26 protein-coding genes are annotated in these 23,438 nt (G+C 33.1%); 8 read left to right on the forward strand and 18 right to left on the reverse strand.

All coding sequences use genetic code 11. The annotated features are described in order from the left end of the window. Positions 1 to 2: 2 nt before the first annotated feature. Positions 3 to 143 carry a cyclic lactone autoinducer peptide AgrD gene (agrD, locus tag P3U32_RS03960; RefSeq protein WP_323704336.1) on the reverse strand — a complete coding sequence of 47 codons (141 nt, stop codon included), beginning with the start codon at positions 141 to 143 and terminating at the stop codon, positions 3 to 5. Continuing rightward, positions 140 to 715 carry an accessory gene regulator AgrB gene (locus P3U32_RS03965; RefSeq protein WP_323704337.1) on the reverse strand — a complete coding sequence of 192 codons (576 nt, stop codon included), beginning with the start codon at positions 713 to 715 and terminating at the stop codon, positions 140 to 142. Before P3U32_RS03965 ends, agrD begins: the two co-directional genes overlap by 4 nt. A 474-nt stretch (positions 716 to 1,189) precedes the next feature. Between P3U32_RS03965 and P3U32_RS03970 the strand changes: the two genes are divergently transcribed. The 4 genes from P3U32_RS03970 to P3U32_RS03985 all read left to right on the forward strand — a co-directional run bounded on the left by P3U32_RS03970 (position 1,190) and on the right by P3U32_RS03985 (position 4,630). Further along, complete coding sequence (locus P3U32_RS03970) at positions 1,190 to 2,227, forward strand: 6-phosphogluconolactonase (protein ID WP_323704338.1); 1,038 nt, start codon at positions 1,190 to 1,192, stop codon at positions 2,225 to 2,227. Positions 2,228 to 2,236: 9 nt separating this feature from the next. Then, complete coding sequence (locus P3U32_RS03975) at positions 2,237 to 3,016, forward strand: carbon-nitrogen family hydrolase (protein WP_323704339.1); 780 nt, start codon at positions 2,237 to 2,239, stop codon at positions 3,014 to 3,016. A gap of 133 nt (positions 3,017 to 3,149) precedes the next feature. After that, the gene (locus P3U32_RS03980) at positions 3,150 to 3,875 is read left to right on the forward strand and encodes an ABC transporter ATP-binding protein (protein WP_323704340.1); all 726 of its coding nucleotides are present in this window, start codon (positions 3,150 to 3,152) and stop codon (positions 3,873 to 3,875) included. Continuing rightward, complete coding sequence (locus tag P3U32_RS03985) at positions 3,872 to 4,630, forward strand: ABC transporter permease (protein ID WP_323704341.1); 759 nt, start codon at positions 3,872 to 3,874, stop codon at positions 4,628 to 4,630. Before P3U32_RS03980 ends, P3U32_RS03985 begins: the two co-directional genes overlap by 4 nt. A 474-nt stretch (positions 4,631 to 5,104) precedes the next feature. Here the strand turns inward: P3U32_RS03985 and P3U32_RS03990 are convergent, their stop codons facing one another. After that, on the reverse strand, positions 5,105 to 6,481 hold the full coding sequence (locus tag P3U32_RS03990; protein WP_323704342.1) for an aldehyde dehydrogenase: 1,377 nt from the start codon (positions 6,479 to 6,481) through the stop codon (positions 5,105 to 5,107). A 121-nt stretch (positions 6,482 to 6,602) separates the two neighbouring features. Here P3U32_RS03990 and P3U32_RS03995 point away from each other — a divergent pair, with 121 nt between their 5' ends. Continuing rightward, positions 6,603 to 7,577, forward strand: coding sequence for a Gfo/Idh/MocA family protein (locus P3U32_RS03995; protein WP_323704343.1), 975 nt, complete (start codon positions 6,603 to 6,605; stop codon positions 7,575 to 7,577). After that, positions 7,567 to 7,869: a hypothetical protein gene (locus P3U32_RS04000; RefSeq protein WP_323704344.1), complete on the forward strand. Its 303-nt coding sequence runs from the start codon at positions 7,567 to 7,569 to the stop codon at positions 7,867 to 7,869. Before P3U32_RS03995 ends, P3U32_RS04000 begins: the two co-directional genes overlap by 11 nt. A 332-nt stretch (positions 7,870 to 8,201) precedes the next feature. On the opposite strand, the gene P3U32_RS04005 is transcribed toward P3U32_RS04000, so the two are convergent. The 3 genes from P3U32_RS04005 to P3U32_RS04015 are packed head-to-tail and all read right to left on the reverse strand — an operon-like array spanning position 8,202 to position 10,036. Further along, positions 8,202 to 8,480: a GNAT family N-acetyltransferase gene (locus P3U32_RS04005; protein WP_323704345.1), complete on the reverse strand. Its 279-nt coding sequence runs from the start codon at positions 8,478 to 8,480 to the stop codon at positions 8,202 to 8,204. A 20-nt stretch (positions 8,481 to 8,500) separates the two neighbouring features. Beyond that, positions 8,501 to 9,427, reverse strand: a complete 927-nt coding sequence (locus tag P3U32_RS04010; RefSeq protein WP_323704346.1) for a manganese-dependent inorganic pyrophosphatase — start codon at positions 9,425 to 9,427, stop codon at positions 8,501 to 8,503. A gap of 60 nt (positions 9,428 to 9,487) precedes the next feature. After that, the gene (locus P3U32_RS04015) at positions 9,488 to 10,036 is read right to left on the reverse strand and encodes a cysteine hydrolase family protein (RefSeq protein ID WP_323704347.1); all 549 of its coding nucleotides are present in this window, start codon (positions 10,034 to 10,036) and stop codon (positions 9,488 to 9,490) included. Positions 10,037 to 10,124: 88 nt separating this feature from the next. Here P3U32_RS04015 and P3U32_RS04020 point away from each other — a divergent pair, with 88 nt between their 5' ends. Further along, positions 10,125 to 11,231: a glycosyl hydrolase family 28-related protein gene (locus P3U32_RS04020; protein ID WP_323704348.1), complete on the forward strand. Its 1,107-nt coding sequence runs from the start codon at positions 10,125 to 10,127 to the stop codon at positions 11,229 to 11,231. A 58-nt stretch (positions 11,232 to 11,289) separates the two neighbouring features. Here the strand turns inward: P3U32_RS04020 and P3U32_RS04025 are convergent, their stop codons facing one another. The 12 genes from P3U32_RS04025 to P3U32_RS04080 form a co-directional block, all read right to left on the reverse strand. After that, on the reverse strand, positions 11,290 to 12,099 hold the full coding sequence (locus P3U32_RS04025; protein WP_323704349.1) for a prephenate dehydratase: 810 nt from the start codon (positions 12,097 to 12,099) through the stop codon (positions 11,290 to 11,292). 14 nt (positions 12,100 to 12,113) lie between these two features. Beyond that, a complete protein-coding gene (locus tag P3U32_RS04030) occupies positions 12,114 to 13,172 on the reverse strand; it encodes a nitric oxide synthase oxygenase (RefSeq protein WP_323704350.1) in 1,059 nt (352 codons plus the stop codon). 65 nt (positions 13,173 to 13,237) lie between these two features. Beyond that, positions 13,238 to 13,870 carry a bifunctional phosphoribosyl-AMP cyclohydrolase/phosphoribosyl-ATP diphosphatase HisIE gene (gene hisIE / locus P3U32_RS04035; protein ID WP_323704351.1) on the reverse strand — a complete coding sequence of 211 codons (633 nt, stop codon included), beginning with the start codon at positions 13,868 to 13,870 and terminating at the stop codon, positions 13,238 to 13,240. After that, positions 13,867 to 14,625, reverse strand: coding sequence for an imidazole glycerol phosphate synthase subunit HisF (gene hisF, locus P3U32_RS04040; protein WP_323704352.1), 759 nt, complete (start codon positions 14,623 to 14,625; stop codon positions 13,867 to 13,869). Before hisF ends, hisIE begins: the two co-directional genes overlap by 4 nt. Then, positions 14,622 to 15,326 (reverse strand): 1-(5-phosphoribosyl)-5-((5-phosphoribosylamino)methylideneamino)imidazole-4-carboxamide isomerase, encoded by a 705-nt coding sequence (hisA, locus tag P3U32_RS04045; RefSeq protein ID WP_323704354.1) that lies wholly within the window; start codon positions 15,324 to 15,326, stop codon positions 14,622 to 14,624. The genes hisF and hisA overlap by 4 nt, the downstream gene beginning before the upstream one ends. Next, a complete protein-coding gene (hisH, locus tag P3U32_RS04050) occupies positions 15,319 to 15,900 on the reverse strand; it encodes an imidazole glycerol phosphate synthase subunit HisH (protein ID WP_323704355.1) in 582 nt (193 codons plus the stop codon). The genes hisA and hisH overlap by 8 nt, the downstream gene beginning before the upstream one ends. After that, complete coding sequence (hisB, locus tag P3U32_RS04055; protein WP_323704356.1) at positions 15,900 to 16,478, reverse strand: imidazoleglycerol-phosphate dehydratase HisB; 579 nt, start codon at positions 16,476 to 16,478, stop codon at positions 15,900 to 15,902. Before hisB ends, hisH begins: the two co-directional genes overlap by 1 nt. Further along, a complete protein-coding gene (locus P3U32_RS04060) occupies positions 16,450 to 17,460 on the reverse strand; it encodes a pyridoxal phosphate-dependent aminotransferase (protein WP_323704839.1) in 1,011 nt (336 codons plus the stop codon). Before P3U32_RS04060 ends, hisB begins: the two co-directional genes overlap by 29 nt. A 3-nt stretch (positions 17,461 to 17,463) precedes the next feature. Next, positions 17,464 to 18,720, reverse strand: a complete 1,257-nt coding sequence (hisD, locus tag P3U32_RS04065) for a histidinol dehydrogenase (protein WP_323704357.1) — start codon at positions 18,718 to 18,720, stop codon at positions 17,464 to 17,466. Further along, a complete protein-coding gene (hisG, locus tag P3U32_RS04070; RefSeq protein ID WP_323704358.1) occupies positions 18,710 to 19,327 on the reverse strand; it encodes an ATP phosphoribosyltransferase in 618 nt (205 codons plus the stop codon). Before hisG ends, hisD begins: the two co-directional genes overlap by 11 nt. Before the next feature lie 10 nt (positions 19,328 to 19,337). Next, entirely contained in the window at positions 19,338 to 20,168 is an 831-nt protein-coding gene (locus P3U32_RS04075; protein WP_323704359.1) for an ATP phosphoribosyltransferase regulatory subunit, read from the reverse strand. 471 nt (positions 20,169 to 20,639) lie between these two features. Beyond that, positions 20,640 to 21,809: an MFS transporter gene (locus tag P3U32_RS04080; protein ID WP_323704360.1), complete on the reverse strand. Its 1,170-nt coding sequence runs from the start codon at positions 21,807 to 21,809 to the stop codon at positions 20,640 to 20,642. 156 nt (positions 21,810 to 21,965) lie between these two features. Between P3U32_RS04080 and P3U32_RS04085 the strand changes: the two genes are divergently transcribed. After that, the gene (locus P3U32_RS04085; RefSeq protein ID WP_323704361.1) at positions 21,966 to 23,435 is read left to right on the forward strand and encodes a nicotinate phosphoribosyltransferase; all 1,470 of its coding nucleotides are present in this window, start codon (positions 21,966 to 21,968) and stop codon (positions 23,433 to 23,435) included. The last annotated feature ends 3 nt before the right edge of the window (positions 23,436 to 23,438 follow it).

Below are 23,438 nucleotides of genomic sequence, written 5' to 3' on the forward strand. Positions count from 1 at the left end.
GACTATTCTTTTTCTTTAAGTAATTCTGCTGGTACTTCTGTTTCATCTAAAAATGCTGTACAACCTCTAATTACCGCTTTTTCACCGATTGCTGAAAGGATATTTGATACTGATTTTGAAAATAAACCTGATAATAAATTCATGATATTGTTTCCTCCTCTTTGTAAAATATAGGTAATAGTGATACTGCTTCAAAGACTAACCCTATGCTAATCAATTGTTGAAAGGGTTCTTTAACGAATAAAGAAATGACGATCAACAATGTAGCAGTGATGATTGCTCTTTGTTTAAGACCTTTTTTCCATTTGCCCAAGATGGGATGCTTCTTTGTTTGCATTGGTGCATATTTGATAATAATGATGTAACCAACAATTGCGAGGGTGAGGTAAATCCATGGTGATATGTTGGTATTAATTATAATCAAAGGTGCCCCGACAAACATGATGAGACTTTGTATGGTACACAAGAAGGTTGACTTTGCATGTGCACCAAACGCGAAATATCTAATGGCAAAATAACTTAGATGTACAATAAGTGTGTATAAAAATATATGGCATAGGAGGGCAACACCGTATATGACAACCGTCTTCATCATATTCCCTACAAATACTTCCAGACCATACTTTACCTTTAAATAACTTAAATGATCGAGATTATTTGAATTTTGAAGACGACTTGCAATCTTATCGATTTGAGTTTGAACTGGTTGATACATGGCGCGCCTCCTTCTATATAATTATAAAACAAATTGATTTACATTTTACTTCTTTTGCCTAACTGTATTATTTTCATGCCTAACTGTTTTGAAATCTATTATATTTGTATTTTAACATAATTTTCTTGCAGTTAAGAACTTAAAATGATGACTTAGGGAAAATGATATTCCAACTAATTTAAATAATATAAGATAAATAATAACTATATAAAATTAAAGATATAAATTGAATTCGTTTAAATAAAGGAGGATTCCTTATGGCAGGCGATATCGTCAATGCTATTTGTGGTATTTTCACATGGTTTGCAGATTTTTTTAGTAATCTTTTTAGTTGATAATAATAAATCGTACATGTTTAAATCTTAATTAATAAATCGTAAAACGTATACCATTTGGTGTGCGTTTTTGTTATAGTTATTAAGCGTTTTCATGTAGAATGGTAATAAAGATGAATTTAAGGGAGGATTTTTTATTATGAACACAAAAGGATTTGTTGGAAGTTATACGAAGAAAGATGGAAAAGGGATTTATAAATTTGAAATAAATGAAAAAGATCAATCGATTGAAACAGTTGAGGTTGGTTACGAAATTGAAGCTTCTACATATTTAACACAACATGAACAATATCTATATGCAATTAAAAGAGACGGGGATGATTGTGGTGTAGCTGCTTTTTCTATAAATGAAGATGGTAGTTTAACATACATAAATGAATGTTTAGCATCTCAAGAAGGAACGGGTTGTCATATTTCAGTTTCAAAAGATGGGGAATATTTATTTGAAGCGGTATATGGTGTAGGTCTTGTTAGATTATATAAACGTAACACAGAAAATGGTGAATTAGTTGAACTGATTGATACATATCGTGGTGAAGGTCATGGTCCAAATGAAGCGAGACAAGAAGGTAGTCATATTCACTTTGCACAACAAACACCAGATTTAGATTTCCTTGTTACTGTCGATTTAGGTGCAGATGTAATTCGTACATTTAAATACTCAGATGAGGGCTTAGTCTTAACTGAAACATTAGAATTACATGCTGGTAGTGGGCCAAGACATTTAGTCTTCCATCCAAGTGGTGATTACGCTTATGTAGTGAATGAATTGAGTAATACGATTCAAGTTCTTTCATACAACAATGGTGTATTTGCTCAAATTAGTCCGACGTTAATGACAATCCGTGAAGACTTTGACTTGAATTCTCAAGTTGGTGCTGTTAGATTAAGTCACGATGGACAGTTTATTTATGTATCAAATAGAGGTAACAACAGTATCGCTGTGTTTAAAGTATTAGGTGATGGTGCAAATATTGAAACTGTTGAAATTATTTCAAGTGGTGGTACTTGGCCAAGAGATTTAAATATCACTCCAAGTGATTCTTATCTTGTGTGTGCACATGAACATTCGTACAATTTAGTTCTATTTAGTAGAAATAAAGAAACAGGACAATTAACTGAAGTAGAAAATGATAAAAAAGCAGCTGAAGGCGTATGCGTCCAATTTATTGAATAGAAGGTGGAAATGTTGAAAATAGCAATTTATCAAATGCAAGTCATCCCAGGTGAACCAGAAAAGAATATGGATAAAGTAGAACAATGGCTTAATCAACTAGATGATGAAATAGATATCGCTGTTCTACCAGAAATGTGGAATACCTCATATAAATTGAGCGAGTTGAATAGAATAGCAGATGAAGAAGGTAAGGTTATATTGCCATTCCTTCAAAAGAAAGCTAAAGAAATTAATATGCATATATTTGCTGGATCGATTGCTTATAAATCAGGGGATGACATTTATAATCGATCATTAGTTATAAATAAAAAGGGACAGTGTATCAATACGTATGACAAAGTACACTTAGTCCCTATGTTAAACGAACATCATTATTTAACATCTGGCAAGAAGAAACCATCTGTATTCCAATTAGATGATATTGAAATGGGTACAATCATCTGTTATGACTTAAGATTTCCAGAATTATCACGATCATTAGCACTTGAAGATGCTAAAGTCATATTCGTACCCGCACAATGGCCAAAATCAAGAATCGATCACTGGAAAGCATTATTAAGAGCGAGAGCAATAGAGAATCAAGTCTTTATCGTAGCATGTAATGGCGTTGGCGATTGTGATGAGAATACATTTGGTGGAGCGAGTTTAGTGTATGGACCAGATGGTGAATTAATTAATGCATTGTATGATGAAGAAGGAACAGTAGAAGTAGAACTTGATTTTGAAACTCAAGAAAAAATAAGAGAAGCAGTCCCTATATTTAATAGTTTGCGAACAGATTTATATTAGAATGAAAAGAAGAAGAGATATCGTGCGATTATAGACTAAACGCACGATATCTCTTTTTTTATGATTGAAGTATTTCATAAAAGGGTTACAATCTATATGTATAAGGTTGTAACTGAGTTTAGGAGATGGTTTTTTGGATAACGATGTAATTGTAAAATTTAATCGTGTGAATTATGAATTAGATGGTTCAAAAATTTTAAATGATATTAATGGTTCTATTTATAAAGGTTATATTACTTCTATTATTGGTCCTTCTGGAGCAGGGAAGTCTACATTATTGTCTTTTATTAATTTATTAAAATCTCCATCAAATGGTGATATAAGCATAAATAATAAACATATAGATACATATAATCCAATAGAGTTAAGGAAAAAAGTTCAGTTGGTTTCACAAGAAGCAACGATGATTGAAGGTTCGGTAAAGGATAATCTAGAATTGCCTTTAAAGTTGCAAAATAAAAATATGACTGACGAAGAAGTGGTAAAATTTTTAACAAGTGTTGATTTACCAGCATCTTTTTTAAATAAAAGTAGTAAATCTTTATCCGGTGGAGAGAAACAAAAGTTATCTTTAGCACGTGCATTAGTGAATCGACCAGAAGTCATTTTATTAGATGAAGTTACATCTGCTTTAGATCGTAATTCAAAAAATGCCATTGAACAATTATTGTTAAAGATTAAAGCAGAATATCAAGTTTCGATGATATGGATTACACACGATATAGATCAAGCGATGAGAATGAGTGATTATATTTGGGTAATGATTGATGGTGAAGTTGCAGAAATAGGAACTGCCGATGAAATTAATCATTCTACAAATCAAAATGTCAGAAGATTTATAGGAGAAAAACGCATATGAGTATAACATCAGTCATTTTAATGTTCATTTTTATCATTATACCAATCGTGATTTCTAAATATTTTAATATAGGCATAGAAAAAGATACAATCATAGCGGCAGTTAGGTCATTTGTTCAATTACTCATTGTAGGTTACATACTGCAGTTTATATTTGATCAAAATAGTCATATATTTATATTCTTGATGATCCTTCTTATTATTGGGGCGGCGACACAAAATGCTAGAAAGAAAGGTTTGGCTATTCCAGGTATAACTTGGAAATTATTGCTCGCATATGTGTCAGTTGAAATTATTACACAAGGCATATTGATAGGATTTAAAATCACACCGGCAACGGCTCAATATATGATTCCAATCAGTGGAATGATTATCGGTAATTCAATGGTATTAAGTATTTTGTTTTTAAATCGATTTATGTCTGAAATAAAACAAAATGAAAATGTAGTAAAACTTATTTTAAGTTTAGGAGGTACACCTAAACAAGCAGTACATAAACAACTGATTACCTCTATACAGTCAAGTATCATACCAACGATTGAACAACAGAAGACAATAGGTTTAGTACAGTTACCCGGCATGATGAGTGGACAAATTATAGCAGGAGCTGATCCATTAGAAGCGGTACTATTCCAAATATTAATTGTATTTGTATTATTAACAGCTGCAGTAATGACAAGTGTTATTTTAGGATTTCTTTCATACCCAACATTGTTTAACAAACACTTACAGCTGATTGAAAGTCGTATTAAATAAAAGAAAGGACCCATTAATTTTAATGGGTCCTTTTTACAGATTCTCCTTTTTTGCGGTCGAACATTGCAAGTGAGGGCTGACAAGCAACATTGAGCGGTCGAACATTGCAAGTGAGGGGTGACAAGCAACATTGATCCTGGCTAACGAGATAGTTTCAGAAAACAATCCTCTTAGAAATTCTAACGAGATAGAAAGTAAAAACAATCCCGTTAGCGGGTAAAAAGGGTATTCAGAAGAGGGAAATAGAGGTAAAATCCAAAGAAATAGTGCTCTAACGAGATAGTTCAAGTAAACAATCCTCTTAGAAATTCTAACGAGATAGAAAGTAAAAACAATCTCGTTAGCGGGTAAAAATGGTGTCCAGAAGTGAGAAATAGCAATGAAATCCAAAAAAATAATGCGCTAACAGGATAGTTTCAGAAAACAATCTCGTTAACGCAATTTTTTTTGTTAGTAACGTATAGTCTATATTCTTTATTTCTTAAACATTGCTCGTACATATTTTCCCTTACCTTTATAAGGAGGGAACAACACTCCTGTCTCGAGTTTAGTCGTTTTAAACATCATGCCTTTTACATTACTAAATAGTTCGAATGAGGATTTGCCATGATATTTTCCAATTCCTGAATGACCAACGCCACCGAATGGTAAGTTAAAGTTACCAACATGTAATAAAGTGTCGTTGATGCAACCTCCACCAAATGACAAGCGATTTACAACTTCATCTGTATGATTTTCATCTTCACTAAATAAATATAAAGCTAATGGTTTTGGTTTACTTTTAATATATTGTATAGCATCGCCAAAGCTTTCATAAGTCATGATTGGTAATATAGGTCCGAATATTTCATCTTCCATCAATATATCATCAAATTTAACATTATCTACGACAGTTGGCTCAATATAACGCGTACTTTCGTCACTGTTGCCACCGTATACAATATCTCCGCTTGTTTCGTTAATTAAATTACTTAGACGTTGTGTATGTGCTTCGTTTACAATTCTGCCAAAGTCGTCGCTATTTTTTGCGTCTTTACTATAGAATTCTTGAATCGTTGATTTAACAGCATTGATAAATTGTTGCTTAATACATGCATCAATGAGTACATAGTCTGGCGCAACACAAGTTTGTCCTGCATTAATATATTTACCAAAAGCAATTCGTTCAGCTGCAACTTTGATATTGGCTGTTTTATCGACGATAGCTGGACTTTTTCCACCTAATTCAAGGGCAACAGGAATCAATTGTTTACTTGCTTGTTCGTAAACAATTTGGCCAATTTTTGTAGATCCTGTGAAAAATACAAAATCAAATGGATAAGTTAACAGTTCTTCAGTGACTGTTTTATCACCAGTTACACAAGTGACAAAGTCTTCTTCAAATGCTTGCGCTATGATGTTTTGAATAACACGAGTTACATTTGGTGTGAGTTCTGATGGCTTAACAACAGCACAGTTTCCAGCAGCAATTGCACCGATTAAAGGTTCAAATACTAATTGGAATGGATAATTGAATGGTCCAATAATAAGGACTGTACCGTATGGCTCATGTATCGTATAACTTTTACTAGGGAATAAGAAGACAGGTGTATTTACGTTTTTCTTACTCGCTAATTGTTTTATATCCTTTATCATTAAAGAAATACTTTTATAAATATAACCAATCTCTGTTGCATATGACTCAACAGAATTCTTTCCTAAATCTAATTGTAAAGCAGCAATTAAATCTGTTTCATTTGATTTAATTGCTTTTTTTAATAGGCGAAGTTGCTTTTTTCTGTATTTAATATCTTTAGTTGTATCACTATCAAAAAAAGATTGTATGTTTTCAAATTGATTAGCTATAGTCAAAGTTCATAACCCCTTTTATAAATCTGTTGTTTATATTTTAACAATAGTTATAATTAAAAGCGAAAGCTTTATTTGTAAAAGTGAATATAATTAAAAATATATTACGAAAAGGTGAATCAATATGAAGTTTGGATTTATTGGTACGAATTGGATTAGTGATCGTTTTATTGAAAATGGCAAAGTAGTAGATGGTTTTGAACCATATGCTGTGTACTCCCGAACTGAGGAACGTGCGTCATATTTTAAAGAGAAACATGATCTTGCTGAGATATATACTGATTTGGAAGCATTTTGTAAAGCGACGTCTTTTGAAGCGATTTATATAGCAACACCAAATGCGTTTCATTTTGAACAAGCGAAATTGGCGATTGAACATAAGAAGCATGTATTGATTGAAAAGCCTGCAACGATTAATAAAGAACAATTTGAAACATTATCTAGGTTAGCGCATGAAAATAATGTAACGGTAATGGAAGCAATGAAATCAACTGTTATGGTGCCTTTTGTTGAATTTAAAGAAGCGAATGTAGATATCGGTGAAATTAGGTATGCGAGTTTTCACTACCATCAATATTCATCAAGATATGATAAATATAAACAAGGTATTATTGAAAATGCATTTAAACCTGAATTAGGTAACGGTGCGTTAATGGATTTAGGCGTATATGCAGTAGCACCGATGATACATTTATTCGGTAAGCCAAAAGAACTTAAAGCATATGGATTCAAGTTGGATACTGGGGCAGATGGACAAGGGAATGCCATTCTAGACTATGAGACATTCCAAGCTACAATCAGTTATTCTAAAATCTGTGACAGAGTGAGCCCTTCAGAGATTATTGGTGAACAAGGATCAGTCATTATAGATAAAATAAGTGCGCCATCGCATATCAAAATTTATGATAAAGAAGGCATATTGGTAAAAGAATTTAAATGTGATGATACGTATGTAATGAAAGATGAAATCATAGAATTTATTGAATGTATTCAATCTCAAAAAGTGGAATCAACAATTAATACACACCAAAGAACAATAGATACAATAGCAGTATTAGATGAAATGAGAGAACAAATTGGCGTTCGATTTGAAGTCTAAACGATTTATATTGATTTCATGTATTGTCGTATTAGTTATCATATGTATTTTTGTGATTCCATTTAAACAACAACCTTCGTCAACGACTAGGGTAGTGGTTGATCATTTTAATCATAAATATGCTTATCCAAGTTGTTATAATTATGATGAAGCGTCGAACTATTTAGATGAAGTGACGTTGAAAGATGCACAAGATTTAAAATATCCACCAATGAATCAATGTTCAGCTGAAAAATCAAAGCCACATTATCAACCATTGTATAAAAAGATAATAGAGAGTATGGAAATTTAAAGTAGGGTAGAATGGTAGAGATAGTAGTGCCGAGATATCGTGCGATACAGTATCAATCGCACGAAGACTTTGGGGTTTCGCCGAGATATCGTGCGATTCAGGATCAATCGCACGAAGACTTTGGGATTTTGCCGAGATATCGTGCGTTTCAAGGTAAATCGCACGAAGACTTTGGGATTTTGCCGAGATATCGTGCGGTTCAGTATCAATCGCACGAAGACTTTGGGATTTTGTCGAGATATCGTGCGATTCAGGATCAATCGCACGATATCTTTTCTTCTTACATAAAAAAACAGTGCTGAGACATTTGTCTCAGCACTGTTTTGTATTTATTATGCATTTTTTAAAACGTCGTGTGTGCTTTGGTCTTTGTTCATGACATCTTTCACATATGGACAAACAGGATCGATGACTTTTCCTTCATTGCGTGCTTTCTCAATTACTACATCCACTAACTTACGTGCGATGCCTTGTCCTCTTAGACTTGTATCAACGAACGTATGGTCAACTACAAGTATTTTACCATCGTTATCTTGATAAGTAATTTCAGCGTCAAAATCATTCTCAGAATTGCCTACATAAAATTTATTTGTGCCTTGTTTAATTTCCATTGCAAACACACTCCTTTAAATTATTTTCCTAATAATTCATCAATTGGTGGTACAACTTGTTTTTTACGAGAAACGACACCAGGTAATACAGCTACATTTCCATCTAATTTTGTATCAAATGCTTGTTCAACAACTTGTTGTTGTTTACCTAAAGCAATCGCTGTTGAATCACTGTTTAAGATATCTGTAATAACAAATACAAATAAATCATATTGTTCTTTAGCGATAATCGCGTTGATTTCATTTTCAACGTCTTCTTGAATTTCTAAAACTTCGTTAACGTCTACTGTATTCACTTGAGCGATACGTACGACATGTTCACCCATATTGAATGATTTTGCATCCATGTTTAATAAGAATTCAGGTGTTTTACCTTTAACTGAAGCACCAGCTTTAAGCATGTCTAAACCGTATTCATTTAAGTCTACGTTAGCAATTTTCGCTAAAGCTTCACATGCAGCAACATCTTGATCAGTACATGTAGGTGATTTGAATAATAAAGTATCTGAGATAATTGCAGAAATCATAAGACCAGCAATTTCAGGCTTAATTTCGATATTATTTTCTTCGTACATTTTCTTTAAAATTGTTGTTGTACAACCAACTGACTCAGCTCTGTAATAAAGAGGGGCACCAGTTTCGAAATTACTGATACGGTGGTGGTCAACTACCATTGTAATTGTTGCATCTGTAATATCATCAGCACTTTGTTGGAATTCATTATGGTCTACTAAGATGACTTCTTTATCTGCTAAAGGTGTCTCTAATAATGCAGGTGCTTCAACTTTAAAATAATCTAATGCAAATTGCGTTTCATCAGAAACATCACCAAGTCTAGCTGCTTGTGCATCATTGCCAAGTGCTTTTTGTAAATCTTCCATAACTAATGCTGAAGCAATTGTATCTGTGTCTGGATTTTTATGTCCGAAAATAAATGTTTTAACCAATGTGATTTCTCCTTTTGATATGAATATTCTGTCTACTTAATTTTAACATGAACGACTTTTCTATTCTACAACAGCGCCTATACTATTTTCAAAATGTGTCAGTGCCCATTCATGGCCAGCTTGATTAAATGATGCGACACAGTTAGACGGTATGATGATATTGTAATTAAGATTGTATGCGTCAACGGCTGTGTGTAATACACAAATATCAGTACATACACCAACAATTTCAACTGTATCCACATTTCTTTCTCTTAAAAGACTATCTAAATGTGTACCAGCGAATGAGCTGTATCGTGTTTTATCTATCCAAAAAACATGTTCAGCATCTTGAATACTTTCATATTGTGGCTGTAATTGATTATATAATTGTCTGCCTTCAGTATTAACAATATTATGCGGTGGGAAGAGTTTCGTCTCAGGATGGTAAGGATCATTTTCTAAATGATAATCCATTAGGTAGAAGATGAAATCTTGATTGTTATTGTAAGTTTCAATCTTATTTATAATGTTTTGTTCGATCTGTTGTCCAGGCTCTCCACAAGTTAATTTACCATTTGTTGCAATAAAATCATTTGAATAATCTACGACGATCAGTGCTTTATTCAATGTTTTGCCCCCTCAATTGTCTATATTATCATTTCGGTGTAATATGAATATAATGAAATTATACGCTATTTTAAGGTGGTTATATAGTATGCTGAACACAATTAATGTTAAAAATTATGGTGCACGCGGACGATGTGGTTTAAGAGATACTATAGGTATACAATTAGCGCTACTTCAAGCTAAGAAAGGCCCCGTAACGATTTATATCCCAAAAGGTGAATATCATATTATTTATGAACTCGTTATTTATGAACATACAACGTTGATACTCGATGATGAAGCAGTATTAATTAGAAAGTCACCGACCGCTATGTTGAAGAATGGTCATAAATTCAAAAAATATTATGGCTATGAAGGGCATGGAAATATAAATATTATTGGTGGGACTTTTGATGCATTTGGACATACAAACAATACAAATAATACAATCATGTCAATTGGACATGCGCGTAACATTCAAATTCATGGTGTCACATTTAAAAATGTAGTCGGGGGACATGCGATTGATGCTTGTGGTATTGATGGTTTTTATCTGACGGAGTGTCAATTTTTAGGTTTTAGAGATGACAGTGGTACAAGATTATTTAGTGAAGCAGTACAAATAGATTTACAGATTAAAGGTGCATTTCCAAAGTTCGGTGCGACAGATGGCACGGTGACAAGAAATGTTTTAATTGAGCATTGCTATTTCGGAAATTCAGGAGATCCGAATATGTCAGCATGGAATCGTGCTATTGGATCGCATGCCAGCATGTATGATGCATTTTATGAAAATATCCACATCAAACATAATATTTTTGATGGATTAGGGGACTTCGCAGTAACATTACTTAAATCAAAAGAGACTTCAATTACAAATAATCAATTTATTGATTGTGAAGGGGGCATCAGATATCTAGCGGTGCCTACTGGTAAATATTCATTCGACATTAATCAATTAAGTAAAGGTGCACAAGGTGGTTCTACTTTATTAATCGGTGAAAATACTTTTAGTAATATTCAATCCAAACAAAGTATATTAATAAAGAGTTACGAAGATGCGATCAATAAAGATATTTATATATTTAATAATCAATTTGCAGATGAGCGTTCAGATAACATTAAGTTTATAAACGCAGAAGGTATATATATGAAAGAGAATATTAATTTAACACGCATTAAGCATGATAATGTGAAAACAGTATACGAATTATAAAAAATAAAACAAGGTTAAGACATGATATCAACATGTCTTAACCTTGTTTTTTAGTCGATTATATATTTTTATTAAAGTTACCAAGCACTTTAACATTAAAGTCCAGCGTTTTTAAAATAGTAATGACTTTTTTCATTTCGATTTCTTCAGCACTACAATCTGCTTGTACAAAGAAATGGTACATACCAAGTTGTGTTTTTAGTGGACGTGATTCAATCCAAGATAAATTAATATTAAACAAAGCGAAAGCATTTAAAATACTTGCTAGTAAGCCAGGTTTGTCTTCATCTGGTGTAATTAATAAAATACTGTCAGTTGCTTTTTCTGCATATTTTTCCTCTGCTGATAATACTAAGAACCTCGTCGTGTTATGTGGATAGTCTTCGATATGTTGTTGCAAAGCAATAACATCACTATTTGTTTCTTCTAATCCAATTGGCGCAATTGCAGCTGTATGTGCATCAATTTCTTCAAGACTTTGAACGGTACTATCAGAATAACGATATGTAAAGTTGTGTTCTTTAATAAACTTTGATGTTTGGTTAACTGCAGGAGCGATAGAGACAACTTCTTTAATATCTTCTAATCGAGTTCCTTTATGTGCATACAATGAAAATGAAATATCTAAATGTAATTCATCGATGACATGAACGGTTTGTGCTGTTAAAGCATCAGCAATAATATTGATTGTACCTTCAATTGAATTTTCAATCGGTGCAATCGCGATATTTTTTGGATCTGATTCAACTGCTTTAACAACTTCGTATAAATTTGATTTTGGAATATATTCATCAATCGTTGTGGCGCTGTAGTTTAAGGCTGCCATATGGGAGAAAGTCCCTTTAGGTCCTAAATAGTATAATTTCATAAACGACTACCTTTCTAATGGAATGGACATACATTTTGTTTTTTCTTATATAAAAAGTTAGGACTTCTCATTTCATTATCATAGCCTTTATGATAATTGTGTACAAGTGATGGGGAAAGTGGTGGTGCTAACCAACTCCATTTTCCTGTTACTTTTCGATTTAATTTAGATTCGTTTTCTTCGAATTTCATGAATTGTTTTGATGCAGTGTAGTGATCAACAATCGAAACACCTGATTGTTTGAAAGAGTGATATACAGCATAGTTAAATTCAACTAAAGCTCTATCTCTCCAGTAACTTGATGTTTGTGTCGTATCTAAATGGAATGCTGTAGCAATATCTCGTAATTTATTGTAGCGATATTCGTCCGTAAAGTTTCGGACACCAATTTCTGTCTCCATATACCAACCGTTAAATGGGGCAGTATGGTAATACAATCCGCCAATTTCTAAATCCATGTTCGAAATAATAGGGACAGCGTACCATTTTAAATTTAACTTTTCTAAATCAGGATATTGATCATGTGTGATTTGAACTTCTTTGATGATAACAGTTTTGTAAGTATGGTATTTAAAAGTTTGATTTTTTATACGATAAGCTAATGGCAGAATATCAAATTCAGTCCCTTGACCTTGCCATCCTAAATGTTGAGCAAGTTGGGTGAACTTTTTAGACTTTGGATCACCTATATGGTTATACCCTGCATATCTAATCAATTGTTCGTTCATTATTTCAAAGTGGTTCGAAAAAATAGAAATCATTGGTTTGATTTTCCCGCCATTTGTAGCAGTTTCAATATGATCTTCAATTGCATTTATAAATGATGATTCTGAGTCAATGTGTCTTAAATCTCTAACGATTAATTTATCCCAGAAAAATCGACCAATACATCTATTTGAATTTCTCCATGCGACTTTTGCACCATATTCAAGTTCTTCTGTCGTATGCGTGTATGTGCCAGTTTGAGAAATTTCTTTCTTTATTTCTTGAATTCTCGATTTCGTTTTATTTTCATTAATATTCAATGCTTGATGCATTTCTATAATAAAAGCAGTCGCTTTATCTTGTAACATATGAACACCTCTATGTACTAGTATAAGCGACTGTTATTATTTGACAATATATGAATTGTGACAAATTACCAATGATTAATATCTTTACGTTCACCTTTGAAGTTGCCTTTTTTATGATGTCTTTCACTTAAAACGGCAATGACATCTTCATAAGCAACACCTCTGTTATGAAGCAATACAAATAAGTGATAGAGCACATCTGCAACTTCATTTGCGAGTTCAACATTATCTTGTTTCATAGCTGCAATAACAACTTCAAATGATTCTTCACCATATTTTTTAGTGATTTTTTCAATACCTTCAGTTAATAAATAATTAGTATAAGAATTTGGATTTCCTGATTGTACACTTTCTTGTATAGTTGCTTCTAATTCTGAAAGTGAATATGGCGTTGGAGTATTAAAACAACTTTGTGAACCTGTGTGACAAGTAGGGCCATCAGGATCGACTTGAATTAATACAGTATCTTGATCACAATCAAGTTTTATATCAATCACATGTTGATAATGTTTAGAAGATTCTCCTTTTTTCCAAAGACGATCTTTACTTCTTGAATAGAACCAACATACTTTGTCTTGAAGTGTTAATTCATAGGCTTCTTGATTCATATAACCTAACATAAGTACTTGACCAGTTTGATGATGTTGAAGTATAGCGGGTATTAAACCCTTTGAAAAATCAGGTGTCTCATTACTCATCTAACCATCACTCCTTCATTTGATAAATGTGATTTAACTGCTTGAATCGTCGTTTCTTTGTCGTGAAAGATACTTGCTGCTAATCCAGCTGACACGTCAGTCTCTTTAAATAAATCGACAAAATGTTGACTATTACCGCCACCACCAGAAGCAATGACAGGAATACTTACGCGTTTATTAATTTCAGTCAATAGTTGATGATCAAACCCTTGTTTAACACCATCGAAATCCATACTCGTTACTAACAATTCACCAGCGCCTAATTGTTGAACGTCTTGTACCCAATCTAGTACACGAATATCTGTACGCTGTTTTCCACCATGCGTATAGCAATACCAATCTTGATGTTCTTCTTCCCATTGTGCATCAATTGCGATACAAATACATTGCTTACCAAATTTATCACTTGCTTCTTTAATAAATTGTGGATTTCGTAATGCACTTGAATTTAAAGATATTTTATCAGCACCATGATTTAATAGAGTTGATATATCATCAAGTGTGCTAATACCGCCACCGATTGTTAAAGGAATAAATAGTTTAGAAGCTGTTTCAGAAATAATATCTAACATCATTTGATGTCCATTTTCAGTCTTAGAGATATCTAAGAACACTAATTCATCAGCCGCTTCTTGATTATAATATTCAGCGAGTTCGACAGGATGTCCAATGTCTCTTAAACCTTTAAATTGGATGCCTTTCACGACGCGTCCGTCTTTGACATCAAGACAGGGGATGATTCTCTTTTTGATCATGAAAGTCCCTCCCAAAATGCATCTGTATTTGCAGCTTTACCTACAATTGCAGCGTGTACATTTAATTGGTTTAATTGTTCAATATCATCTGTGTTTCTAATGCCTCCAGATGCGACAACAGGTAGACGTGTGCTTTGAACCAATTTACCCGTCAATTCAAAGTTTGGTCCTTCCATTTTGCCATCTTTAGATATATCCGTATAAATAATGCCACCAAGTGGTAAATGATCGATTTTTTTAACAAAATCAAATAAGTTCAATCCTGCATCATCAATCCAACCGTTGAGTTTTATTTCTTCAACATAAGCATCAACGGATAAGTATATCTTATTAGGAAATTGACGACTGACTTCAGTTAACCAAGTTAAGTCTTGAATGCCTTTCGTGCCGACAATAATATATGAAATACCTTTATCAAAGTAAGATTGGATGGTATCCGTTGTTCTAATACCACCTCCAACTTCTATAGGTAATTCCGTTAATCCTACAAGTTGTTCTATATAATCAGATTCTGTTGGTTGTTGATTTTTTGCACCGATTAAATCGATGACATGTATTCTTGAGACTTGTTTATATTGTGAATAAAATGAAATTGCTTCTTCAGCTGTACGTGGCATAGATTCTTGAGAATCATATTTACCTTCAGTTAAACGCACACTTGTTGAATCTATTAAATCAATTGCTGGCCAAATTTCAATCATTTAAAAACCCTTCTTTCAATGCTTGATCTAGTATTTTAAGTCCATATTCACCGCTTTTTTCTGGATGAAATTGAATGCCGATAACATTATTCTGTTGCACAATTGCTGTTATATCTTGTCCATAATCAGCTGTAGCAACAATCGGTAATGGCGTTGACACATGATATGAATGTATAAAGTAAACATCGCCATCTAATAAAGGATGTTCACTATTTAAATTGTTCCAACCTAAGTGAGGTACAGGATAGGGGCTTTCAATAGGAATGACTTTACCTTGTAAGATGCCAAGACCTTTAGTAGCACCTTCTTCACTAAATTCGAATAAGACTTGCATACCTAAACAAATACCGATGATACGATGTGTATCTTTGATTTCTTGTATAACTTGATCTAGACCACTTTTTTGTAATTGGATCATGGCATCTTTAAAATGACCGACACCAGGAAGAATGACATGTGAACTGTTTAATATCGTTTCTTTATCAGATGTGAGTACTGCGTCATATCCTAAATGTAGTAACGCACGTTTAATGTTTTTGATATTACCTAAACCGTAATCAACAATAGCGATCATTATTCAATCACGCCCTTAGACGAAGGAACACCATCGACATCACTTTTGCTTAAAGCAATTTTTAAACTTCTAGCAAAAGCTTTAAAGATTGCTTCAATTTCATGGTGTGTATTGCCGCCTCTGATTAGGTCGACATGTGTTGTAAGTCTTGCATTAATTACGAGCGCTCTAAAGAATTCTTCAACAAGTTCAGTATCGAATGTACCAACTTTTTCACGTGAAAAAGTAGCATTAAATGATAAGTATGGACGGCCGCTTATATCAGTTACAACACGTGCTAATGTTTCGTCCATTGGAATATAGAAAGAACCATATCTAGTGAAAGAAGGTTGGTCTTTAATCGCTTCTAACAGTAGTTGACCAATAACAATGCCGATATCTTCTACTGTGTGGTGGTCATCGACATATGTGTCACCATCAACTTCAATGTTCAATTGAATGCCACTGTGAAAGCTAAATAACGTTAACATGTGGTCTAAAAATCCTACACCAGTATTAATTTGAGATGGCTCATTGCTAAAGTTTAATGAAATGTTAATATCTGTTTCTTTAGTTGCTCTTGCTTTTTGATAAGTCATATTCTTTCCTCCACTCAAGTACGATTTGTTCTAGTTCATCTAATTGTGATTCAGTTGCGATAGAATAACGAACGGTTTGTTTCATATTTTCTTCGTTATAAAATCGAGGTAAAAATCCGTGGTCATTGATATATTGACCTAAGTCGTTCGCATAATCACCGTAAGTTAATACGAAATTCGTTTTAGAAGGAATGACATGTATAATATCACTCACATTTTTTTCGAATATATTTCTAAGCTTCTCACACAAAGCTCTTTGACGTTGTAATAATTGGTTCACGAGTTGCTTATCTGAAAATAATGCTGTTGCTATATTTAACGTTAATGTATTTAAAGGATAAGGATGAGCAATACGATTTAATTGTTGAATTGTTTTTTCAGTTGAAATTACCATACCAACTCTTAAACCAGCAATTGCAAATGCTTTACTTAATGTTCTTATTTGAATAATGTGATCTTGATGCTCAATTTGATATGCATCACCGAAATCTAAATAAGCTTCATCAATAATGAAATAACCACCAACAGCTTTCATTAAATCTCCAATTTCATCTAAAAATGCTTTTGAATATTGAATACCTGATGGGTTATGAGGGACGCTCATAATAAAAAATGCCGGCTTGAGACGATTAATTTCTTTTTTTATTTTTGATAATGAGAATGTATAATCATCTTCAGCATCAACATAATGAATAGGGCGATTGATTTGATTCGCATATGCCGTATACATAAAGAAATCTGGATTAAGTGTAAGAACAGGACCTTCTGGTAAAGCGATCATACATTTTTGTATCCATTCGTCAGAACCGTTTGCTGCTGATACTTGTGTCGGTGATAATTGATAATAATTTGCATATGCATTTATGAAAGCATCATATTCTTCATCTGGATAAAAATTAAATTCTGCTTTCGTGATAATATCGGTTAATATTTCTGGATTTAAAGCCGGAATAGGGCTTTCATTCTTATTAATTCTGATCATCATTTACGACTCCTTGTTGTTTGTTAATCTCACTTCTAAAGATTGTTTATGTTGATATAAACCTTCTTCATTTGCCAATGAAATCGCACTTGGTGCAATGGAGCGATATGCTTGTTCATCTAAATGAATAACAGAGTGGCTCGTTAAGAAATCATTAACAGTTAATCCGTTAGAAAATCGTGCTGTTTGATCTGTAGGTAAGACATGGCTTGGACCAGCAGAATAGTCGCCTATAGCTTCAGGTGAATATTGACCTAGGAACATTGCACCAACGTATTTTATCTTTCCAATATATGCACTTGGATCTGTCGTTTGTATAGATAAGTGTTCAGGTGCAATTTCATTCATCACTTCAATTGTTTCGTTAACATCTTGCGTCAGTATTGAATAGTGGAAGTTCTTAATGCTTTCCGCAATAATTTCTTTTCTAGGTGACTGTGCAATTGCTTCAGGAAGCTGTTCATTTACTTTAGTTAAAAATGATTTATCTGTTGAAACAAGAAATGTACGTGCTTGTTCATCATGCTCAGCCTGTGCGAGTAGGTCTTGTATAATATAATCTACATTTGAATGTTCATCAGCAATTAAGGCAATTTCACTAGGACCAGCAATTTGGTCAATGCCAACAACACCGTAAAGTAGTTGTTTACTTAAAGAAACAAATTGGTTACCTGGACCGACAATTTTATCTACTTTAGGAATTGATTCAGTTCCATAAGCGAGTGCAGCAATACTTTGCGCGCCACCAACTTGGAATACACGATCTACACCAGTAATGTGACAAGCTGCTAAAATAGCTGGATCAATACCTTCACTTTGTGGAGGCGTTACAACAATAATTTCTTTCACGTTTGCTACTTTAGCTAACGTGGCAGTCATTAACACTGTAGAAGGGTAACTTGCTTTACCACCAGGTACGTAAATACCTACTTTTTCAATTGGGTGATAGAGTTGGTAAGTTTGGCCGGTTGTTACATTTTCATGCTTTATCTTTTGTTGAAATGATTTAATCTGTTCGTGACTTTTTAAAAGCGCTTCTTTTAATTCGTCAGAGATGAGATTAATACTGTTACGTATTTCTTGTTGAGGTACTTCAAGTTGAGTTAAATCTACTTTGTCGAATTGTTGGTTATATTTAAATAACGCTTCGTCTTTATTTTCTTTCACATTTTGAATAATATTTTTTACGATTTCGGTATTTTGTTCGTCTGACTTCGTATCTTTATTAAATTGAGTGAAAAATTCTGATTTAGATAGCATTTAAGGACACCCCAATTTCTTCGATAAATGATTCGATTTTTTTAGATTTACTAAAGAAAGCATGTTTGTTTGTGATTAATTTTGCGTTAATATCGCCAATAGATTCTTTCTCAACTAATCCGTTAGATTTTAAAGTTGTGCCCGTTTGAACGATGTCGACGATCGCATCCACCATATTAACGACGGCTGCTAATTCAACAGAACCGGAAAGTGGAATGATTGAAACATCTTGTCCTTTATTTTTAAAATAAGCTTTAGTTGTTTTTACATAAGTCGTCGCAATTTTATTATATTCAGTGACGTCAGGTTTGCTCGCTACGGCGAAGTGACAATATCCGAAAGGTAAATCCACTAAGTTATTAACATTTAGTTTGTCCTTTTCATCTAGAATGTCACTACCTGTTATGCCGATATCAGCGATACCTTCTTCAACATAGGTCGGCACGTCATTACCTTTAACTAAGATAAATCTAATATCTTCAATTTGTATTTGAAGTTTTCTTTCTCTATTATTCAGAGCATCTGCCCATTTAACATTCCCATTTGATTCAATAAATTTAATAAAATCTTTTAATAAACGACCTTTACTTAGCGCTACTGTTAACATAATGAACCTCCTAAGTTAATTGAATACCGAACCCGAAACCTTCCAAAGTACCTTTATAATGGCCACCCGATGCAATAGGAGAGCGGTGGTTATTTTGATAAAGTTGAATAAAACTGCCTACATAATAAGATTTAGGAGGCATCGTTGTTATGTCTAAATGAATATGATTGATACCAGAATCTTCTAAAGCAGCTTTCCAATATTGTAATGATTCATAAGTTGGATGATTGACATCAGCAACTTTCGTTAAAAAATCTAATTGTTGATGTGTTGGTGTTTTTAATAATTGAACTAACGTATGATCCTGTGGCAATAATTTTGAAATTTTTGAGATATTTCTTTCGCTAATTGCTTGGAATAATTCATCTGTTTGTTCTTCTTTAGGTAATAGTAAATCAAATAGTTGGTAATGTCCGATTACAGCAAAGTCCACATTCAAGTCCAATTCTTTTTGAATGAAATCATAAATGAGTGAATAACATTGCAACATATCATTACGATTAGGGTTGAAAATTTCAACACCAAGATTTGTATAAATACGTTCATTAATTGAAATAGGGCCAGCATAAGTGACACGTGATGCTTTCAATTGATATTCTCGACTATAATGTTGAATTTGGTCCGTCCAATCGTTTCTTAAACTATAGAAAGAACCACCATTTTTCCATATACTTCTAGTATCTAAGCTATTCAAGTCATCTTGAGTAAGTTGATTCCATTGAAGTTTTTCAATAAACCCCATATCGATCACTTCAAATGATTTGTCGTTAAAATATTTTAAGAACTTTAATTCTTTTTCTTTATTACTTATGACATCGTCTGTATAACGTACATATTCCATATTAAGAACCTCGCTTTTACTCTCTACCAAGTTAAAGTATTTTAATAATTATAAATGATACTATAACATGCATGTAATAAGTTATCAATTGAAAGTTCTGAAAATTTGAAATAAAAAAACAAATATGAAACGGATATGCGCCGAGATATCGTGCGATTAGGTGTCAAACGCACGAAGAGTATGGAGATAGTGCAGAGATATCGTGCGATTGGGTGTGAAACGCATGAAGAGTTAGGGGTATGAGCTAAGATATCGTGCGATTGGGTATCAAATGCACGAAGAGTAAGGGGTATGAGCTGAGATATCGTGCGATTAGGTATGAAACGCACGAAGAGTATGGGGATAGTGCTGAGATATCGTGCGATTAGGTATCAAACGCACGATATCTCTTTATAGGAAAAGGAAACAATGCTGATATTACCATTTTCTCCAAAAAATAAAGCTGAGACGATATGTCCCAGCTTTGTTTTTTTATTCTGTTATTTGCGTTGGTCTTTTCTGCGTTTGTAATAATAAAAATACTATAAATACAAACGAAGCTATAAGTGTGAAGAATATTGTTCCATTTGAAATTTGAATGATCATTCCACCAATCATTGGACCAACGATACTCCCGATACTAAATGACATTGCTATCATTAAATTACCTGCTGGTAGATTGTTTTTTGGTGTTAAATCGGTCATGAAACTAACACCAAGTCCATAAAATGATCCTGTAAATAATCCTGCTATGAGAAACAGTGCCATCATGATAAAGGTAGATGTTGGTAAGAAATCACCAAACATAAATGTAATACTACCTAATAAAGTAAGAATGGATAACACCTTTTTTCTGCCGTGTATATCGCTTAACATACCTAGTGGAACTTGGGATATTAATGCCCCTAAACTAAATGCTGGTAATATTAGCGTAATGCTTGTTACGTCTAAATTATTTCTTAATGCATACACAGGGAAATTACTGTGCAATCCTGCTTCGAATAAGCCGTATAAGAATGGAAACATAAATGCAATCCATGATGTTTTTAAAACATCACCAAAATTCTTCAATGTATTGATCATATTAACTGGTCTAACATTCGATGATGGAAAGTCATTATGAATGAATAGAATGAGTGATATCGTGAAGACTGATAAACATGCAGAAATGATAAATGGTAACGATTCTGAAACATCCACGAGTTTAGCTAGTAAAGGTCCAACCATAAAACCAGCTGAAAAACTAAAGCCATAAACGGAAATCGTTTTGCCTAATTTTTCTTTAGGTGTGATATGTGTGAGCCAAGTTTGCGTGCTGAAGTGTAACATGTTGTCGCCTATACCGATAATTAATCTTAAAATAAACCAGATGGATAATGATTTTAAAGTCGGGAATAACAATAGAGATACCGCAACGAGTGCACCACCGATTAAAATCATATATTTAAAACCACTTTTACGTACTAACCCTTCAATAAAAAAAGATGAAAGAAAGACACCAATATAGAGTGAAGTGGCGTGTAGTCCGTTGAGAGAACTGGAAATACCATTACGTTCAAAAATAACTGAAATTAATGGTAGAAGCATTCCTTGTGAGAAACCAGAAACTGCCACTATAATCGAAAGGATAATAAATAATTTTTTGAATGAAGAATTTTTCATTTCAGAGCCTCCCACTAATATTTTACATCTAATGTATTTTAGCACAGAGGTTATTTACAAGAAATAATGAAATTGAATTTTAGATAAATTTCAATATTAAATTTAAAAAGTGTGATAAAATAATATAAAATTATATAACCTGAGGAGTATTGAATAATGTATAAATATGAAGACGATAGTTTGATGTTGCATACGGATTTATATCAAATCAATATGGGGGAAACTTATTGGAATGATGGGATTCATGAACGTACTGCAGTATTTGATCTTTATTTTAGAAGTATGCCTTTTAATAGTGGCTATGCCATTTTTAGTGGATTAGAGAGAATTGTTCAGTTCATAGAAAACTTTAGATTTTCCGAATCAGATATTGAGTATTTACGTGAAGTTGGCTATCAAGATGATTATTTAGAGTACTTAGCTAATTTAAGATTTACTGGAAATATAAGATCGATGAAAGAAGGGGAATTATGTTTTAATAATGAACCTTTGATTAGAGTAGAAGCACCATTGATTCAAGCACAATTAATGGAGACTGCTTTGCTTAATATCGTTAACTTCCAAACATTAATCGCTACGAAGGCGAGTCGTATAAAACAAGTTGTCCATGATGAAATCGTTATGGAGTTTGGTACAAGAAGAGCGCAAGAAATGGATGCTGCTATTTGGGGAGCAAGAGCGGCGGTCATTGGTGGATTTGATTCAACAAGTAACGTAAGAGCAGGTAAATTATTCGGTATACCGATTTCTGGAACACATGCGCATTCAATGGTTCAAACATATGATGATGAATATATTGCTTTCAAAAAATATGCCGAAAGACATAAAAATTGTGTTTTCCTTGTAGATACATTCCACACATTAAAATCTGGTGTACCTAATGCAATTAAAGTTGCTAAAGAATTAGGCGACAAAATTAATTTCATAGGTATACGTTTAGATTCTGGAGATATTGCTTATCTTTCTAAAGAAGCGAGAAGAATGCTTGATGAAGCAGGATTCCAAGATGCTAAAATATTTGCATCAAATGATCTTGATGAAGAAACAATCACAAGTTTAAAAGCACAAGGTGCAAAAGTCACAGCTTGGGGTGTCGGTACAAAATTAATTACTGCATATGATCAACCAGCATTAGGTGCTGTATATAAACTTGTCGCAATAGAAGATGAACATGGTGAACTTTCTGATCGTATTAAAATTTCTAACAATGCAGAAAAAGTAACAACACCTGGTAAAAAAAATGTATATCGTATTATTAATACGAAGACAAATAAATCTGAAGGGGATTATATTACTTTAGAGCAAGAAAATCCTAATGAAGAAGAACGTTTGAAAATGTTCCATCCCGTTCATACGTATAAAATGAAATATATTAAACACTTTAATGCAGTAGATTTACATCACGATATTTTTGAAAATGGTAAACGTGTTTATGAATTACCAATGATAGAAGAAATTAAACAATTTGCTTTGAATAATCTTGATATTTTATGGGAAGAGAATAAAAGATATCTTAATCCAGAAGAGTATCCAGTGGACTTAAGTAAAGCATGCTGGGACAATAAGAATAAGAAGATTTTTGAAGTGGCAGAACGTGTTGCCGAATCTATAAAGGATGTGGAGTAAATC

Source organism: Mammaliicoccus sp. Dog046 (genome assembly GCF_034039665.1).
In the GTDB taxonomy this organism is placed as follows: domain Bacteria; phylum Bacillota; class Bacilli; order Staphylococcales; family Staphylococcaceae; genus Mammaliicoccus.

Bases quoted from the DNA above. Each gene is read 5' to 3' on its own strand.
- agrD (WP_323704336.1), bottom strand. From the start codon at position 143: ATGAATTTATTATCAGGTTTATTTTCAAAATCAGTATCAAATATCCTT.
- P3U32_RS03965 (WP_323704337.1), bottom strand. From the start codon at position 715: ATGTATCAACCAGTTCAAACTCAAATCGATAAGATTGCAAGTCGTCTT.
- P3U32_RS03970 (WP_323704338.1), top strand. From the start codon at position 1,190: ATGAACACAAAAGGATTTGTTGGAAGTTATACGAAGAAAGATGGAAAA.
- P3U32_RS03975 (WP_323704339.1), top strand. From the start codon at position 2,237: ATGTTGAAAATAGCAATTTATCAAATGCAAGTCATCCCAGGTGAACCA.
- P3U32_RS03985 (WP_323704341.1), top strand. From the start codon at position 3,872: ATGAGTATAACATCAGTCATTTTAATGTTCATTTTTATCATTATACCA.
- P3U32_RS03995 (WP_323704343.1), top strand. From the start codon at position 6,603: ATGAAGTTTGGATTTATTGGTACGAATTGGATTAGTGATCGTTTTATT.
- P3U32_RS04005 (WP_323704345.1), bottom strand. From the start codon at position 8,480: ATGGAAATTAAACAAGGCACAAATAAATTTTATGTAGGCAATTCTGAG.
- P3U32_RS04020 (WP_323704348.1), top strand. From the start codon at position 10,125: ATGCTGAACACAATTAATGTTAAAAATTATGGTGCACGCGGACGATGT.
- P3U32_RS04025 (WP_323704349.1), bottom strand. From the start codon at position 12,099: ATGAAATTATACTATTTAGGACCTAAAGGGACTTTCTCCCATATGGCA.
- P3U32_RS04030 (WP_323704350.1), bottom strand. From the start codon at position 13,172: ATGTTACAAGATAAAGCGACTGCTTTTATTATAGAAATGCATCAAGCA.
- hisIE (WP_323704351.1), bottom strand. From the start codon at position 13,870: ATGAGTAATGAGACACCTGATTTTTCAAAGGGTTTAATACCCGCTATA.
- hisF (WP_323704352.1), bottom strand. From the start codon at position 14,625: ATGATCAAAAAGAGAATCATCCCCTGTCTTGATGTCAAAGACGGACGC.
- hisA (WP_323704354.1), bottom strand. From the start codon at position 15,326: ATGATTGAAATTTGGCCAGCAATTGATTTAATAGATTCAACAAGTGTG.
- hisH (WP_323704355.1), bottom strand. From the start codon at position 15,900: ATGATCGCTATTGTTGATTACGGTTTAGGTAATATCAAAAACATTAAA.
- hisB (WP_323704356.1), bottom strand. From the start codon at position 16,478: ATGACTTATCAAAAAGCAAGAGCAACTAAAGAAACAGATATTAACATT.
- P3U32_RS04060 (WP_323704839.1), bottom strand. From the start codon at position 17,460: ATGATCAGAATTAATAAGAATGAAAGCCCTATTCCGGCTTTAAATCCA.
- hisD (WP_323704357.1), bottom strand. From the start codon at position 18,720: ATGCTATCTAAATCAGAATTTTTCACTCAATTTAATAAAGATACGAAG.
- hisG (WP_323704358.1), bottom strand. From the start codon at position 19,327: ATGTTAACAGTAGCGCTAAGTAAAGGTCGTTTATTAAAAGATTTTATT.
- P3U32_RS04075 (WP_323704359.1), bottom strand. From the start codon at position 20,168: ATGGAATATGTACGTTATACAGACGATGTCATAAGTAATAAAGAAAAA.
- P3U32_RS04080 (WP_323704360.1), bottom strand. From the start codon at position 21,809: ATGAAAAATTCTTCATTCAAAAAATTATTTATTATCCTTTCGATTATA.
- P3U32_RS04085 (WP_323704361.1), top strand. From the start codon at position 21,966: ATGTATAAATATGAAGACGATAGTTTGATGTTGCATACGGATTTATAT.